The organism is Streptomyces sp. NPDC002825, from assembly GCF_040295385.1.
GTDB lineage: Bacteria > Actinomycetota > Actinomycetes > Streptomycetales > Streptomycetaceae > Streptomyces.
Genome location: NZ_JBEOVH010000051.1, coordinates 23,400 through 37,510, shown reverse-complemented (window position 1 = coordinate 37,510; position 14,111 = coordinate 23,400). Strand labels below are relative to the sequence as shown.

The window sequence follows — 14,111 nt, the reverse complement described above, 5'->3', positions numbered from 1 at the left end:
GGCGCCGCGAGAGGGCGCCGTCCCGTGTGCCCACCCGTCCCGCCCTGGGGGTCCCCCCGGACGAAGTCTGGGGGAGGGACGATTGCCCACACGGGGTGGGGCACCGCCCAGCACGGCGCGTGGGCGCGCCCCACCGGGTCCGCCGGCCGCTCTAGGCCGCCGCGTCGAACCCCGTATCCCGCGCCATCTTCTTCAGCTCGAGCAGCGCGTGCTTCTCGATCTGGCGGATCCGCTCCCGCGTCAGCCCGTGCTCCTTGCCGACCTCGGTCAGCGTCCGCTCGCGGCCGTCCTCGATCCCGTACCGCATGCGGATGATCGAGGCGGTCCGGTGGTCGAGCTTGTCGATCAGGTCGTCCAGCTCCTCGCTGCGCAGCAGGGTCAGGACCGACTGCTCGGGCGAGATCGCGGAGGTGTCCTCCAGCAGGTCGCCGAACTGGGTCTCGCCCTCGTCGTCCACCGACATGTTCAGCGAGACCGGGTCCCGCGCCCAGTCGAGGACGTCCGTGACGCGCTCGGGCGTGGAGCCGAGCTCGGTCGCGATCTCGGCGGGCTCGGGCTCCCGGCCGTTCTCCCGGTTGAACTCGCGCTGCACCCGACGGATCCGGCCGAGCTCCTCCACCAGGTGGACGGGGAGCCGGATGGTCCGGGACTGGTCGGCGATGGACCGGGTGATGGCCTGCCGGATCCACCACGTGGCGTACGTGGAGAACTTGAAGCCCTTCGCGTAGTCGAACTTCTCGACCGCGCGGACCAGGCCGGCGTTGCCCTCCTGGATCAGGTCGAGCAGCGGCAGCCCGCTGCGCGGATAGCGCCGCGCGACGGCCACCACGAGCCGGAGGTTCGACTTGATGAAGAGGTCCTTGGCACGCTCGCCCTCGGCGACCAGCGCTTCGAGCTCCTCACGGGTCGCCCCGCCCCCGCCGCTGTCCACCTCTCCGTCGAGGATCTGCTGGGCGTAGACGCCCGCCTCGATGGTCTGGGAGAGCTCGACCTCCTTGGCGGCGTCGAGCAGGGGCGTGCGCGCGATCTCGTCGAGGTACATGCCGACCAGGTCGCGGTCGGCGATCTCCCCGCCCACGGCGCGAACGCTGCTTGCCCGTGCGGCCCCGCTCTTGGCGGAGGTCTGACGACGGGCGACGGCACGGGTTGCCATGCGTGCTCCCTTGCTGAGTAGGTCGCGACACCCTTCCGGGTGCCCTGCATCCGACGGAAACAACGACTGGAATCAGGACAGAATTCCCACCCGGCACATGGATTTTCGCGATCATGCAGTATCCTGCGCGGCCGCCGCCCCCGCAGGCATACCGCGGGCACCCATGGAGGTGCAGGTCAGACCGGGCACGGAGGGTGAAACGGCGCCCCTCGCGGGAGCACCCGACCACACTGTCGGTGAGACCGCGATCACATGCGGCGCCACCCCTTCAGACGCCGGGACGCGACCCACGGTTGCCTCGGGGGAGCGGTCCCGTCCCTCCGCCCTGCGGCCTAGGTCCCCAGCCCGTTCCGCCCCGCCACCGCCCCGGCCTAGCGTCGCCCCCATGACCGACACCACCGGCACCCTCGACGAGGCACTCGAACGGCTCCACACCACGGGACCCGAGCGCAACGGCTGGCTCACCAACCACGCCCCCATGGCCGTCGAGGCCCTGGTCCACCACGGCCAGGCCCCGGCCGTCCACCGCTGGCTCGACCACTACGCGCCCAAACTGGAGGACGCGCCCGCCCCGCACACCCCGGTCACCGCCGCCACCTGGCGGGAGGCGCTCGGCGACCCGGCCCGGATCACCGACTGGACCCGCTACTTCTCCCGCGAGCTGGCGGACCGGCCCTGGCGCTCGGTGCTCGCCGAGTGGTGGCCCCGGCTGCTGCCGGGCATCGCGGGCGGGGCGACGCACCCGGTGATCCGTACCGGTCACGCCGTACGGACCCTGCTCGGCACGGAGGAGACGGCGCCGCGCCGCGCCGAGCTGGCGCACGCCCTCGGCTACTGGGCGGCCCGCCACCAGCCGCTCCCGCCGCTCGCCCCGCTGGCCGCGGCACCGACGGCGGCGGCCGCGCTGAACGCCGTGCCGCCGGTTCCGGATCAGGACGGCGGGATCCGGGCCCGGCTGGCGCAGCTGACGGCGTTCCCGGTGTGGGGCGGGGCTCCGGACCCCAATGCGGCGAAGGAGCTGCTCACCGAGCTGGTGGCGGCGGCGACGCACCGGTACGCCTCCCACGGCCACGGTGAGCCGATCATGCTGGTGCACGCGGCGACCGCGCCGAACGCGGTGCTGCGGGTCCTGCCGGCGCTCCCCCGCGAGCTGTGGGCGCCGAGCGTGGCGGCGGCCTGGGCGGCGGCGGCCGCGGTGACGGCGGCCTACACGCCGCGCGAGGCCGCCCCGTACGCCGGGACCGGGCTGAGCCCCGAGGAGGTCTTCGAGCGGGCCGCCGCCCACGGCGACGACCACACCATCAAGTTCACGGACACGGCGCTCGACGTGGGCGACGGCCTCGCCCTCGGCGCCGCCCTCCGCTCCGTCGAACTGAACCCGCCGGCTTTCTGACCCCGAAGCCCCGGAGGGCCCGGAGAGCCCTGAAGACCCGGAAGGCCCTGCCGATCCCGACGAAGCGCACGAAGCGGACGACCCTGCCGACCCCGACGAGCCGAAGGACCCGAACCGTCCTGCGGACCCGGACCATTCCGAGGACCCGGCCGCTCAGCCGAACTGGACCGACCGCTTGGCGAGCCCCATCCAGAAGCCGTCGATCACCGACCGCTCCGCGTCGAGGTCGCCGGCCGCGTCGGCCGCGCCCATGGTGACGAAGAGCGGGGCGAAGTGCTCGGTACGGGGGTGGGCGAGGCGGCCGGCGGGCGACTTGTGCTCGAAGTCCAGGAGGGCGTCGACGTCGTGCGCGGCGAGCGCCTCGTGGCCCCAGGCGTCGAACTCGGCGGACCAGCCGGGGACGCCGGGGCCGGTGTGCCGGAGGGCGGCGAGGTTGTGGGTGAAGAAGCCGCTGCCGACGATCAGGACGCCCTCGTCGCGCAGCGGGGCGAGCTTGCGCCCGATGTCCATGAGCCGGCGCGGGTCGAGGGTGGGCATGGAGATCTGGAGGACGGGGATGTCGGCGCCGGGGAACATCTCGACGAGCGGTACGTACGCGCCGTGGTCGAGGCCCCGGTCGGGGATGTCCTGCACGGGGGTGCCGGGCGCGCGGAGCAGCTTGCGGACGGCCTCGGCGAGCTGCGGGGCGCCGGGGGCGGCGTACTGGACGCGGTAGTAGTGCTCGGGGAAGCCCCAGAAGTCGTAGACGAGGGGGACGGTCTCGGTGGCGCCGAGCGCGAGCGGGGCCTCCTCCCAGTGGGCGGAGACCATGAGGATGGCCTTGGGGCGGGGCAGGTCGGCGGACCAGGCGGCGAGCTCGGCGGGCCAGACGGGGTCGTCGGCGAGGGGCGGGGCGCCGTGGGAGAGGTAGAGGGCCGGCATCCGTTCGAGGGTGGCGTCCATGGCGACCTTCCTCCTGATCCTTGAAACTTCAAGCTAACTGCTTCCGACCATAGCTCCAGTTAGTTCAACTTTCAAGAACGAGTCGTACGATGGGAACCATGGGAGACATGACCGAACCCCGCTGGCTGACCGACGAGGAGCAGCACGTCTGGCGCGCGTACCTGCATGCCACCACGCTCCTCGAGGACCACCTCGACCGCCAGTTGCAGCGCGACGCCGGGATGCCGCACGTCTACTACGGGCTCCTCGTCCAGCTCTCCCAGGCCCCGCGCCGCCGGCTGCGGATGACCGAGCTGGCCAGGAGCGCCAAGATCACCCGCTCCCGCCTCTCCCATGCGATCGCCCGGCTGGAGAAGAACGGCTGGGTACGGCGCGAGGACTGCCCCTCCGACAAGCGCGGCCAGTTCGCGCAGCTCACGGACGAGGGGATGGAGGTCCTGCGGCAGAACGCACCCGGGCATGTGGCGGCCGTCCGCCAGGCCATGTTCGACCGGCTCTCCCCCGAGCAGGTGGAGCAGCTCGGCGCGATCATGCGCGTGATGGCCGAGGGCCTCGAACCCACGGACGCGAACGCGGACCTGCCCTGGCTCCGCTGAGAAGTCCCACCAGGACGCGAAACGGACCTGCCCCGGCCCCGCCGGGAAGGCGGAACCGGGGCAGGTCACGTACGCGTATGACGGTCAGTGGGCGACGACCGGCACCTTCACCTCGTCGTCCGCACCCGCGCCGGACGCGGCGACCTGACCGGTCCCCGGCTTCCCGGCGTTGATGAACACGAAGGCGATCGTGGCCGAGACGGCCAGGATGCCGACCGCCCACCAGATGGCCGCGGCGTACCCCTCGACCATGCCCTGGAGCTGGAGCAGCTTCTGCGCGGCCGGGGTGGTCGCGGCGGCGGCGTGGTCGGTCAGGTAGGCGGTGGTCGCCGAGGCGGCGATCGTGTTCAGCAGGGCCGTACCGATGGCGCCGCCGACCTGCTGCGAGGTGTTGACCATCGCGGAGGCCACACCGGCGTCCCGCGGGTCCACGCCGAGCGTCGCGAGCGACATGGCCGGCATGAACGCCGTACCCATGCCCAGGCCGAGGAGCAGCTGCGCGGGCAGGATCAGACCGGCGTACGAGGTGCCGATCTCCAGCTGGGTGAGGAGCAGCATGCCGACGCCGGCGGTCAGGAAGCCCGGGGCCATCAGGAACCGCGCCGGGACGCGGGTCATGAGACGCGCACCGATCTGCGTCGAGCCCGTGATCATGCCCGCGATCATCGGCAGGAACGCGAAGCCCGTCTTGACCGGCGAGTACCCCTTCACGACCTGGAGGTAGTACGTCAGGAAGAGGAACAGGCCGAACATCGCGATGACGGCGAGACCCAGCGACAGGTAGACACCGCCTCGGTTGCGGTTGGTCACGACGCGCAGCGGCAGCAGCGGGGACTTCACCCGCGACTCGGTGAGCACGAAGGCGAGGAGCAGCACGGCGGAGCCGACGAAGAGGCCGATGGTGCCGGCGTCCGACCAGCCCGCGGACTCGGCGCGGGTGAAGCCGTAGACGAGCGAGACCAGGCCGAGGGTGGAGAGGATCACGCCGGGGATGTCGAGCGCGGAGCGGTTGCGGCCGCCCTCGGGCTCACGGACGACGAGGTACGCGCCGACGGCGGCGACCACGGCGAACGGGATGTTGACGAAGAAGGTCCAGCGCCAGTTCAGGTACTCGGTGAGGAAGCCGCCGAGGATCAGGCCCACGGCGCCGCCGCCACCGGCGATCGCGCCGTAGATGCCGAAGGCCTTCGCGCGCTCCTTGGCGTCGGTGAAGGTCACGGCGAGCAGCGAGAGCGCGGCGGGCGCGAGGAGCGCGCCGAAGGCGCCCTGGAGCGCGCGGGCGCCGAGCATCATGGCCTCGCCGGTCGCGGCCCCGCCGAGGGCGGAGGCGAAGGCGAAGCCGATCAGGCCGGTGATGAAGGTCCGCTTGCGGCCCCAGAGGTCGGCGATGCGGCCGCCGAAGAGGAGCAGTCCGCCGAAGGCGAGGGCGTAGGCGGTGATGACCCACTGCCGGTTGCCGTCCGAGATCCCGAGGTCCTGCTGGGCGGAGGGGAGGGCGATGTTCACGATCGTCGCGTCGAGCACGACCATCAGCTGGGCGAGGGCGATGAAGATCAGGGCTTTCCAACGGCCGGGGTCGGCCGCCTGGATCGCGGGCTTCTCGGGGATTTTCGGCATGGGGGTAGCCACCTCTTGGCGCGTACTGGTGGAAAAAGGGCGTAAGAAAGTGCGGGTTACATAAGGCGGGGGCCGCGGAGGCTCAGGAGCCGCAGGAGTCGCGTCTCAGGTCCTCCAGGGTGGCGGCTTTGCCCGGCAGCTCGGAGCGGGCGGGCGCCTCCAGGCCGTCGAGGAACAGCTGCAGGTGGCGGTGGACGAACTGGTCGAAGGACCCGCAGCCGGATCCGGGCAGCGGACGGGTCAGCTGGGAGATCGCCACCATCAGGTCGCCGACGCCCACGTCGGTGCGGAGACGGCCGGCACGCTGCGCCCGGTCGACGAGACCCTGGACGACCTCCTCCAGCCGGTCGCGCTCGGCGATCAGGTCGGGGTGGTCCTTGTCGAAGGCGCCGTCGAGCATCGGACACAGGGCGCCGACCCGCTCGTCGGCGGCGCCGTGGGTGAAGCGGCGCAGCGCGGCGAAGGTGTCGCTCTCCTCCTGGGCGGCCCGCTCGGCGACCTCGGCGACGCGGGCCATGAGCGAGAGGACGACCTCGTGGACGAGGTCGGCGCGCTCGGGGAAGTTCCGGTAGAGCGTGGCGTTCCCGACGCCGGCCCGGCGCGCGATCTCGTCGTAGGGCACCTGGGAGCCGAACTCGACGAACATCTCACGGGCCGCCGTCACGATCCGCTCGCGGTTGCGCAGGGCGTCGGCCCGCGGGCGGGGTACGCGACGGGCGGGCGCGGTGTCGGCGGTGCTGGTCACGCCACGACCTCCTCACAGTCGTCCATGGATTCATCGGGGGATTGATCCGGGGGGGGTTCATCCGGGGAAGTAGTCCCCACTTCGCTGAACACAGTCATAAACGGGGAGCGGGTCCCCGGTTATTTCCCGCCTCGGATGTGACCTGCGCCACAAGCGATCGATCTCCCCGGAATACCCACGATCGGGCCACCCGGCGCGCGCACCCGGACCGGGCGACACAGGCTGATCGCACAGCGCGGACCCGCGGAAGGGGTCGCGGCGCCGACCTGCCCCCACCGGAGAGGCGACGTATGGATCACCCCCCGCACCCCCGCCGAGGAATACGCAGGCCCGCCGCCCTCGCGGCGATCACGGCACTCTCCCTCGCCCTGCTCGCCTCGGCGAGCACCACCCTCCCCGGGCCGGCCCCGGCCTCGGCGGGCCCCGTGGCCGCCGCGCCGAGCGGCGCCCAGCTGGGACCGTGCCGCATCGCCACCACGATGGGCGTGCAGATGTCGGAGGGGCTGCCCACGGCCCCGGGATACGTACGCTCCACGGGCCGGGTCAGGGCCCTCAACCTGATGATCGACTTCCCGGACGCCCCCGGGGACGGCACGGCCATGGGCCGCTTCCGCGAGTTCTTCCCGCAGACCGCGGACTGGTTCCGCGTCAGCTCGTACGGGCGACTGCACTACCAGGCCGAGGCGCCGATACCCGACTGGCTGCGGATGCCCCGGGCGTTCTCCTCGTACGGGATCGAGCGCGGCTCACCGTACGAACCGGGCTACCGCGCCCTCGTCGAGGACATCGTGAAGGCGGCCGACGCGCGGGTGGACTTCAGCGCGTACGACCTGGTCAACATCCTCGTCACGCCGAACGCCGGGCCCTCCGCGCTCGACACCGTCCTGTCCGTGACGTTCTCCGGCAACGACGACGCCCCGTACGCGGACGGCGTGCCGCTCGCCAACACGTCCTTCGTCTACAGCCGCCAGGACGACGGCTCCGGCAGCTTCGCCGAGACCGGCTACCGCGTCCTGCCGCACGAGAACGGCCACGTCTTCGGGCTGCCCGACCTCTACACCGCGGACGGCGGAGGCACGGTCGGCCACTGGGACATCATGTCCGAGGACTGGGGCGCCAACAACGACCTGCTCGGCTGGCACAAGTGGAAGCTGGGCTGGCTCGACAACGACCAGGTCAGCTGCGCGTCGAGCCCCGGCACCGGCGACTACAGCCTCACGCCGCTGGCCGCCCCCGGCGGCCCGAAGCTCGCGTTCGTCCCGCTCTCCGGCACGTCCGGGTACGCGGTCGAGGTCCGCAGCAAGGACGGCAACGACGAGGCCGTCTGCGAGAGCGGCGTCCTGGTCTACCGGGTGGAGTCGGACGTGGACACGGGCCACGGCCCGGTGACGGTCTCCGACAGCGACCGGGCCAGCGGCGGCTGCACCCGCAGGGCCAACGTCCACGCGGAACTCTCGGACGCCCCGTACGGCCCGGGAGAGACCTTCACGGACCGGGCGAACGGCATACGGATCACGGTCCTGGACGAGGACGACAGGGGAACGTACCGGGTGCGGATCACCCGCGGCTGACGAGGTCGCGGAGCTGCCGCTTGAGAAGCTTCCCGGTCGAATTCCGCGGCAGCTCCTCCTCCTGTACGAGGACCTGGGCCGGCACCTTGAAGGCGGCGAGCCGCGAACCGACGTGCGCGCGCAACTCCTCGGCCCCGGCCCCGGCGCCGGCCCGCAGCCGCACGACGGCCACGACCTCCTCCCCGAGCAGGGGATGAGGAACCCCGAACACGGCGGCGTCGACGACATCCGGATGCCGGTGCAGAACGCCCTCCACCTCGACGCAGTACACGTTCTCGCCGCCGCGGATCACCATGTCGGTGAGCCGGTCGACGATGCTGACGCGCCCCTCACCGTCGAGGAGGGCGAGATCCCCGGTCCGGAACCACCCGTCGCCGGTGAAGGCGGCGGCGGTCGCCTTCTCGTCCCCCCAGTACCCCCGCACGAGGGACTGCCCCCGCAGCCACAACTCCCCCACGCCGTCCGCATCGGGCCGCTCGATCCGCACCTCGGTGACGGGCGAGGGCCGTCCGACGCTCCCGGGGAAGGCCCGGTACTCGGCCCCCACGTTCGACAGGACCCCACCGCAGGTCTCGGTCAGCCCGTACCCGTTCCGGGGCTCGATCCGCTCGCCGTACCCGTCGAGGATCCCGGCGACGATCCCGGGAGGGGCGGCCGCGCCACCGGTGCTGAGGAGGGTGAGGCTGGTGAGCGGATCACCGTTGCGCCGCGCGAGGTCGAGAAGCTGAAGGGCGGTGGTGGGGACCCCGGCGTAGTGCGTGACGCCATGCTCCCGGATCAGTTCGAGAGCCTGCCCGGCGTCCCACTTCCGCATCATGACGAGGGTGCCGCCGGCGGCCATGACGGCGTAGAACGACGTGAACGCGGCGACGTGGAAGAACGGGAACGTGGTCAGGGAGACGATCGCCGGCCCGGTCCCGGGCACGTCCCCGCGGGCGAGGGCCGCGGCGGCGGCGAAGTACCGGGGGTTCATGGCGGCCCCGGCCTGGGCGAGATGGGTGGCGACGGCGCCCTTGGGGCGCCCGGTGGTCCCGGAGGTGTAGATGATCGTGGAGTCGTGCTCGGGAAGGACGTCGACGAGGGGCGGCCCGAGCAGCGGATCGTCGTCGGCGACGTGGCGGACGAACCCGTCCTCGGCCTCCCCCTGGAAGACGATCCCGGGCACGGAGTTCCGCACGGCCCACGCCCGCACCCGCCCGACCCGCTCCCCGTCGACGAGCAGCACACCGGGCGCACAGTCGTCGAGGGCGTACGCGCACTCGTCCTCGGTCCACCAGGCGTTGAGGGGCACGGCGACGAGCCCGGCGAGCTGGGCGGCCCAGAAGGCGACGTGCCACTCGGGAAGGTTGCGCATGGCGACGACGGCCCGGTCGCCCGGCCGCAGCCCGTACTCCCCGACGAGCCGGCGCGCGAGGCCGCAGGCGGCGTCGAAGAACTCCCGATAGGTCATCGAGACGCCGTCGGCCACGAGAAACACCCGGTCCCCGTACCCCCAGGTCACCTCGACGAACTCCCGCAGGGTCCGCGGCCCCCCGGCGTACACCCCGTCCTCGACGGCGAAAGGCGCCCCGGGCGCGCTGAGCCGCTCGACCCCACCAGCCACCACGAGACCTCCTGAGCACGTGCCCGCCCACCGGGCGCGGGTGACCGGTCCGGTCATCTCCTCGACGCACCGCATGGTATTTCGTGGCCGCCGGGGCCGGGGCACGCCCCCGGCCCCGGCGGCCTATGCTCCGCCGCCCCGGTTCGACCACCGGGTGTACCGGCTGATCCTGGACGACCAGCAGCGGCTGCCGCCGTACGGCGCGTGCCACCGTGGCCGGACGGCGGCGCAGGTCCGGGGCGGGTGGGGCGGCACCTTCGGCCGTCCGCACCGCCGGTCCGGCGGTCTACGCACGGACGATGTCGAGGTTCGCCATCATCCCCATCGACGAGTGGTCGATGAGATGGCAGTGGTAGTAATAGCGCCCGTAATGCGGGTACTTGAAGGAGACCAGGATCCGCACGGTCTCACCGGCCTGCACCCGCACGGTGTCCTTGAGGCCGGCCTCACCGGGCGTCGGCGGCTTTCCGTTGATGTCCAGGACCCGGAAGTCCACCAGGTGGATGTGGAAATTGTGCGGAATGAACGGGTGAGTGTTGGTGATCTCCCAGATCTCCGTGTCGCCCGCTCGCACCGTGGTGTCGACGCGGTTCTCGTCCCACAGCTTCCCGTTGATCGTGCCGTCGCCGGTCGTGTCGTCGAATTCCAGCGAGAAGGCCCGGGTGGCGGTGGGCGCGGCGGTCGGCGGGAGCTCGGCCAGCCGGGCCGGCACCGAGCTGGGGTCGTCGGCGGTGCGGACGACGTCGAAGCGGACGATGTCCTCGGTGCCCGGTGCCGGGAAGTAGGAGTTCTTCAGCACCACGCTGGTGCCCACCGGATAGCGGGAGAAGTCGACGACGATGTCGGCGCGCTCGGCGGGGGACAGCGGCACGCTCGTCGTGGTGTACGGGGCGCTCAGCAGCCCTCGGTCGGAGGCGATCTGCACGAACTCGTCGCCGGTGGAGAGCCGGAACTCGAAGGGCCGCTGGTTGGACCCGTTGAGTATCCGCAGGCGGTACTTGCGCGCGGCGACCTGGAAGTACGGCTGAGGCTTGCCGTTGACGAGGATCTGCGGGCGCGAGTTGAAGAGGTGGTCGAAGTAGAGCGTGCCGTCCTCGTTGAGGCCGATGTCCCGGACGACGACGGGCACGTCGTACGAGCCCCTGGGCAGCGGCAGCGACGCCTCGTTGCTGTCGCTGATCAGATACAGGCCCGACATGCCGCGGTAGACGTGCTCGGCCTCCACGTGGTGCGCGTGGTCGTGGTACCAGAGCGTGGCCGCCACCTGCTGGTTGGTGTAGGTGTAGGTGCGGCTCGCCCCGGGGGCGATCAGGTCCATGGGCCCGCCGTCGTTCGCGGGGTCCACCACGGCACCGTGCAGGTGCATGGAGGTGCCGTCCGCGATCTGGTTGACCTGCCGGACCACGGTGCGGCGGCCGGAACGCGCCTTGATGGTGGGGCCGGGGAACGTGCCGCCGTAGGTGAGGACGGGGGTGCTCGTCCCCGGGAGGATCTCCGCCGAGGCCTGCTTGATCGGCAGGACGTAGGTGTCGGTGGTCGAGGTGACCGACACCGGACGGAGGACCGGCGGGATCGGCATCGCCGTCTGGAAGGGCGTGACGAGGGGGGCCAGGCGCATCTGGTCGGCCACAGGTACGGCGTCGGCCGCGCTGCTCGTGGTGGACGTGCGGCTGATGAGCAGGCCGCTGGCCGTGAGGGCGCCCCCCGTGGCCGCCATCAGTTTCAGCAACTCGCGTCTGGTGGAACGCATGCGGGTTTCCTTGACCTTTCGTGTGTCTCACTGGATCCCCGGTACCCCTGGACGGCCGGGCCCGGGACTGAAAGAAGCGCCGGCGGATTCGCTCCGCGTCGGCGCATGGGTTCGTGCACAGGGCCGGGCGTCAGGTGGCGCACGAGGCCACACATGCGACAGCCGCCCACGTACCGCTCGGCCGATACACGGCCGCACGGTTCGTGGGCGGCTGCCCCCTGCGTATGAGTGCGGCGGTCGCCGCTTCCGTCACCGCGCCGCGCGCTGCAGAGCGGCGAGGATCTCCTCGCTGGTGCTCGCGCCGCGGAGCAGCTCCCCGTTCTCGAAGACGAAGGTCGGCACCGAGGTGATACCGCTCCGCCTCGCCTCGGCGACCTGATCGCTCACCTCGGCGACGCCCTCCTCCGAGGCGAGGAACGTCCGCACCCGGTCGCCGTCCAGGCCGGACCTCTCGGCCAGGGAGACGAGCTCCGCGCGGTCGGCGATGTTCGCACCGTCGCGGAAGTGGGCGTCGTAGATCGCGTTCGCCAGTTCGGACCGCACCTCGGCGGGATACTTCTGCTCGGCGAACCACATCAGCCGGTGGGCGGTGAGCGTGTTGACCTCGACCGCGCGGTCGAACCGGTACTCCACGCCTTCGCTCGCACCGAGCCGGGTCATCTCCCCGAACATCGCGTCGACCTGGTCCCGGCTGCCGGTCATCTGCGTCATCAGCTCCACCGTGGAACGGGGCTCCTCGGACGCGTCGGGGCTCAGCTGGTACGGACGGTGGACGAGCTCGACGGGCTCGCCGCCGGCCGCGGCCACCGCGCGTTCGAACCGGCGCATGCCGAGGCGGCACCAGGCGCATGCGAAGTCCGCGTAGACCTCAACCTTCATGATCTCCCTCTCTCCGGTGGCTTCACGCGCGCGGGCGCTTCCGCCCCGGAAGCGCCCGTACGTCCTGCGTACTGCCTAGGCGGCCGCGGTCTCGCGCAGCGGCTTCAGGGCGCCGGCCCAGGCGAAGACCTCGTCCAGCATCTTGTTGAGGGTCGGCTCCTGGTGGGGGCCGGGGGTGACCGCACCCGGGTCCATGGGGTTGGTCGGGTCCTCGAACGTGAAGTCGGTGAAGATCTGCAGACCGACCTGGGTGGCCACGTCGGCGACCTTCACCTCGGCCAGCGTCAGGCGCAGGTGCTCGACCGCGCGGACTCCGCCCTGCACGCCGTAGCTGACGAAACCGGCGGCCTTGTTCTGCCACTCGTTGTAGAGGAAGTCGATCGCGTTCTTCAGCGCGCCGGGCACGGAGCGGTTGTACTCCGGGGTCACGAACACGAAGCCGTCGTACGAGGCGATCGCCTCCGACCACTTCTTGGTGTGCTCGTTGCTGTACTGACCGAACGCCGCGGGCGCGGCCTCGTCCAGCAGCGGAAGGCCGAAGTCGGCCACGTCCACGATCTCGACGGTCGCCTCACCGGCCTTGACGGCGGGGTGGCGGCCGGCGGCCTCCTCGACCCACCGGGCCACAGCGGTTCCCCGGCGTCCGGGACGGGTGCTGCCGATGACGATGGCGATCCGGGTCATATCTCTTTGCCTCTCTCTGTCTCTCATTGCTGTCTTGGTGCGTCGCTGTTCTGGAACGTCACTCGAAGCCGTACGAACCCGCGTCGTGGAGCTCGATCAGCACCGGGGGTTCCACGCACCGCGCGTCCAGGGTCGACCGGAAGCGTCCGAAGGCGGGGAGCAGCCCCAGCGGCCCCGCGCCGCGGCCCTCGGTCACCACGAAGTCCACGAAGGTGACCTTGTCGTCGAGCTGGTAGCTCGCATGGCGCAGACCGGGCGGCCGGAGCTCGTTCATCTCCTCGTAGGCCTCGCGGAGCAGCTCCAGGTTCCGCTCCACCTGATCGGGCTTGAGCTTGTAGCGGATCATCACGCGCATGATCGGCCCCCTTCGCCCGTGGGAGCCGGCTCGGCGCCACCCTGACGGGCTTCCATCGATACGAACGTTTCATCGGACATCCTGTCTTCCACAGGACACCCTGTCAAGCGAATGGTAGGATCGACCCCATGGCCAATCGGAAGTACGAGCAGCGCCTCCGCGCTCAGGCAGCGGAGGAGACCAGGCGACGCATCCTCGACGCGCTCTACGAGCAGCTGCGATCGGCACCGTCCGAGCCCGTCAGCGTCGACCGGATCGCCCGGGCGGCCGGCGTATCGCGCTCGACCGTCTATCTGGTCTTCGGCACGCGCGCGGGTCTGTTCGACGCCCTCGGCGCGGACCTGCTGCACCGCGGCGGGTTCGAGGGCATGGTCCGGGCGGTGCTCCAGCCGGACGCCGTGGAGGGCCTGCGCGGCGGGATTCGCGGCAATGTCTCGATGTACGCGGCCCACCGGGATGTGCTGCGCGCCCTGTACTCCATGGCCCAGCTCGACGCCGACGCGGTCGGCGGGGCGGTGCAGCGGCTGGAGAAGGGCCGGGCGGCCGGAATGAACGACCTCGCCCAGCGCCTGGCCGAGCAGGGTGCCCTGCGCGCGGAGGTCACCGCCGACGAAGCGGCCACCCTCCTCTGGCTGCTCTCCGGCTTCGACAGCTTCGACCTGCTGCACACCGGCCGTTCCCTCACCCCCGACGAGGTGGCGAAGACCCTGGTGACCACCGCGGAGCGCGCCCTCCTCCGGTGACCGCACCGCCCCCTCGTACCGGCCGACCGCCGCGCCGGGGCGGGTCGGCCGGCGGCCGGTCACGACCGCCCCGGAAGGTG

General features: G+C 71.7%; 13 protein-coding genes. 4 read left to right on the top strand and 9 right to left on the bottom strand.

All coding sequences use genetic code 11. The features are described from left to right. Window positions 1–151: 151 nt before the first annotated feature. Window positions 152–1,153 (bottom strand): sigma-70 family RNA polymerase sigma factor, encoded by a 1,002-nt coding sequence (locus ABT041_RS37330; RefSeq protein ID WP_351193162.1) that lies wholly within the window; start codon window positions 1,151–1,153, stop codon window positions 152–154. Window positions 1,154–1,538: 385 nt separating this feature from the next. Here ABT041_RS37330 and ABT041_RS37325 point away from each other — a divergent pair, with 385 nt between their 5' ends. Beyond that, complete coding sequence (locus ABT041_RS37325) at window positions 1,539–2,546, top strand: questin oxidase family protein (protein WP_351193160.1); 1,008 nt, start codon at window positions 1,539–1,541, stop codon at window positions 2,544–2,546. A 153-nt stretch (window positions 2,547–2,699) separates the two neighbouring features. Here ABT041_RS37325 and ABT041_RS37320 read toward each other — a convergent pair whose 3' ends face one another. Continuing rightward, complete coding sequence (locus tag ABT041_RS37320) at window positions 2,700–3,488, bottom strand: dioxygenase family protein (RefSeq protein ID WP_351193157.1); 789 nt, start codon at window positions 3,486–3,488, stop codon at window positions 2,700–2,702. Between the two features lie 89 nt (window positions 3,489–3,577). On the opposite strand from ABT041_RS37320, the gene ABT041_RS37315 reads away from it, so the two are divergent. Further along, on the top strand, window positions 3,578–4,084 hold the full coding sequence (locus ABT041_RS37315) for a MarR family winged helix-turn-helix transcriptional regulator (protein WP_351193155.1): 507 nt from the start codon (window positions 3,578–3,580) through the stop codon (window positions 4,082–4,084). A gap of 84 nt (window positions 4,085–4,168) precedes the next feature. On the opposite strand, the gene ABT041_RS37310 is transcribed toward ABT041_RS37315, so the two are convergent. Beyond that, a complete protein-coding gene (locus tag ABT041_RS37310) occupies window positions 4,169–5,701 on the bottom strand; it encodes an MFS transporter (RefSeq protein ID WP_351193153.1) in 1,533 nt (510 codons plus the stop codon). Window positions 5,702–5,783: 82 nt separating this feature from the next. Next, on the bottom strand, window positions 5,784–6,446 hold the full coding sequence (locus tag ABT041_RS37305; RefSeq protein WP_351193150.1) for a TetR/AcrR family transcriptional regulator: 663 nt from the start codon (window positions 6,444–6,446) through the stop codon (window positions 5,784–5,786). A gap of 290 nt (window positions 6,447–6,736) precedes the next feature. On the opposite strand from ABT041_RS37305, the gene ABT041_RS37300 reads away from it, so the two are divergent. Next, window positions 6,737–8,017, top strand: coding sequence for a M6 family metalloprotease domain-containing protein (locus ABT041_RS37300; protein ID WP_351193148.1), 1,281 nt, complete (start codon window positions 6,737–6,739; stop codon window positions 8,015–8,017). Here ABT041_RS37300 and ABT041_RS37295 read toward each other — a convergent pair. The 5 genes from ABT041_RS37295 to ABT041_RS37275 all read right to left on the bottom strand — a co-directional run bounded on the left by ABT041_RS37295 (window position 8,004) and on the right by ABT041_RS37275 (window position 13,288). Beyond that, window positions 8,004–9,677 (bottom strand): class I adenylate-forming enzyme family protein, encoded by a 1,674-nt coding sequence (locus ABT041_RS37295; RefSeq protein ID WP_502976701.1) that lies wholly within the window; start codon window positions 9,675–9,677, stop codon window positions 8,004–8,006. The genes ABT041_RS37300 and ABT041_RS37295 overlap by 14 nt on opposite strands. Before the next feature lie 229 nt (window positions 9,678–9,906). Next, entirely contained in the window at window positions 9,907–11,370 is a 1,464-nt protein-coding gene (locus ABT041_RS37290; protein ID WP_351193145.1) for a multicopper oxidase family protein, read from the bottom strand. Window positions 11,371–11,619: 249 nt separating this feature from the next. Continuing rightward, window positions 11,620–12,249 (bottom strand): DsbA family oxidoreductase, encoded by a 630-nt coding sequence (locus tag ABT041_RS37285; protein ID WP_351193143.1) that lies wholly within the window; start codon window positions 12,247–12,249, stop codon window positions 11,620–11,622. 75 nt (window positions 12,250–12,324) lie between these two features. Beyond that, entirely contained in the window at window positions 12,325–12,933 is a 609-nt protein-coding gene (locus ABT041_RS37280) for an NADPH-dependent FMN reductase (protein ID WP_351193141.1), read from the bottom strand. 58 nt (window positions 12,934–12,991) lie between these two features. Continuing rightward, window positions 12,992–13,288: a hypothetical protein gene (locus ABT041_RS37275; RefSeq protein WP_351193138.1), complete on the bottom strand. Its 297-nt coding sequence runs from the start codon at window positions 13,286–13,288 to the stop codon at window positions 12,992–12,994. Window positions 13,289–13,416: 128 nt separating this feature from the next. Here ABT041_RS37275 and ABT041_RS37270 point away from each other — a divergent pair, with 128 nt between their 5' ends. Beyond that, the gene (locus ABT041_RS37270) at window positions 13,417–14,031 is read left to right on the top strand and encodes a TetR/AcrR family transcriptional regulator (RefSeq protein WP_351193135.1); all 615 of its coding nucleotides are present in this window, start codon (window positions 13,417–13,419) and stop codon (window positions 14,029–14,031) included. Window positions 14,032–14,111: the final 80 nt, after the last annotated feature.

Excerpts from the sequence above, each read along its gene's own strand:
- ABT041_RS37270 (WP_351193135.1), top strand. The coding sequence starts at position 13,417 with ATGGCCAATCGGAAGTACGAGCAGCGCCTCCGCGCTCAGGCAGCGGAG.
- ABT041_RS37315 (WP_351193155.1), top strand. The coding sequence starts at position 3,578 with ATGGGAACCATGGGAGACATGACCGAACCCCGCTGGCTGACCGACGAG.
- ABT041_RS37320 (WP_351193157.1), bottom strand. The coding sequence starts at position 3,488 with ATGGACGCCACCCTCGAACGGATGCCGGCCCTCTACCTCTCCCACGGC.
- ABT041_RS37280 (WP_351193141.1), bottom strand. The coding sequence starts at position 12,933 with ATGACCCGGATCGCCATCGTCATCGGCAGCACCCGTCCCGGACGCCGG.
- ABT041_RS37325 (WP_351193160.1), top strand. The coding sequence starts at position 1,539 with ATGACCGACACCACCGGCACCCTCGACGAGGCACTCGAACGGCTCCAC.
- ABT041_RS37290 (WP_351193145.1), bottom strand. The coding sequence starts at position 11,370 with ATGCGTTCCACCAGACGCGAGTTGCTGAAACTGATGGCGGCCACGGGG.
- ABT041_RS37310 (WP_351193153.1), bottom strand. The coding sequence starts at position 5,701 with ATGCCGAAAATCCCCGAGAAGCCCGCGATCCAGGCGGCCGACCCCGGC.
- ABT041_RS37285 (WP_351193143.1), bottom strand. The coding sequence starts at position 12,249 with ATGAAGGTTGAGGTCTACGCGGACTTCGCATGCGCCTGGTGCCGCCTC.
- ABT041_RS37275 (WP_351193138.1), bottom strand. The coding sequence starts at position 13,288 with ATGCGCGTGATGATCCGCTACAAGCTCAAGCCCGATCAGGTGGAGCGG.
- ABT041_RS37300 (WP_351193148.1), top strand. The coding sequence starts at position 6,737 with ATGGATCACCCCCCGCACCCCCGCCGAGGAATACGCAGGCCCGCCGCC.
- ABT041_RS37330 (WP_351193162.1), bottom strand. The coding sequence starts at position 1,153 with ATGGCAACCCGTGCCGTCGCCCGTCGTCAGACCTCCGCCAAGAGCGGG.
- ABT041_RS37295 (WP_502976701.1), bottom strand. The coding sequence starts at position 9,677 with ATGACCGGACCGGTCACCCGCGCCCGGTGGGCGGGCACGTGCTCAGGA.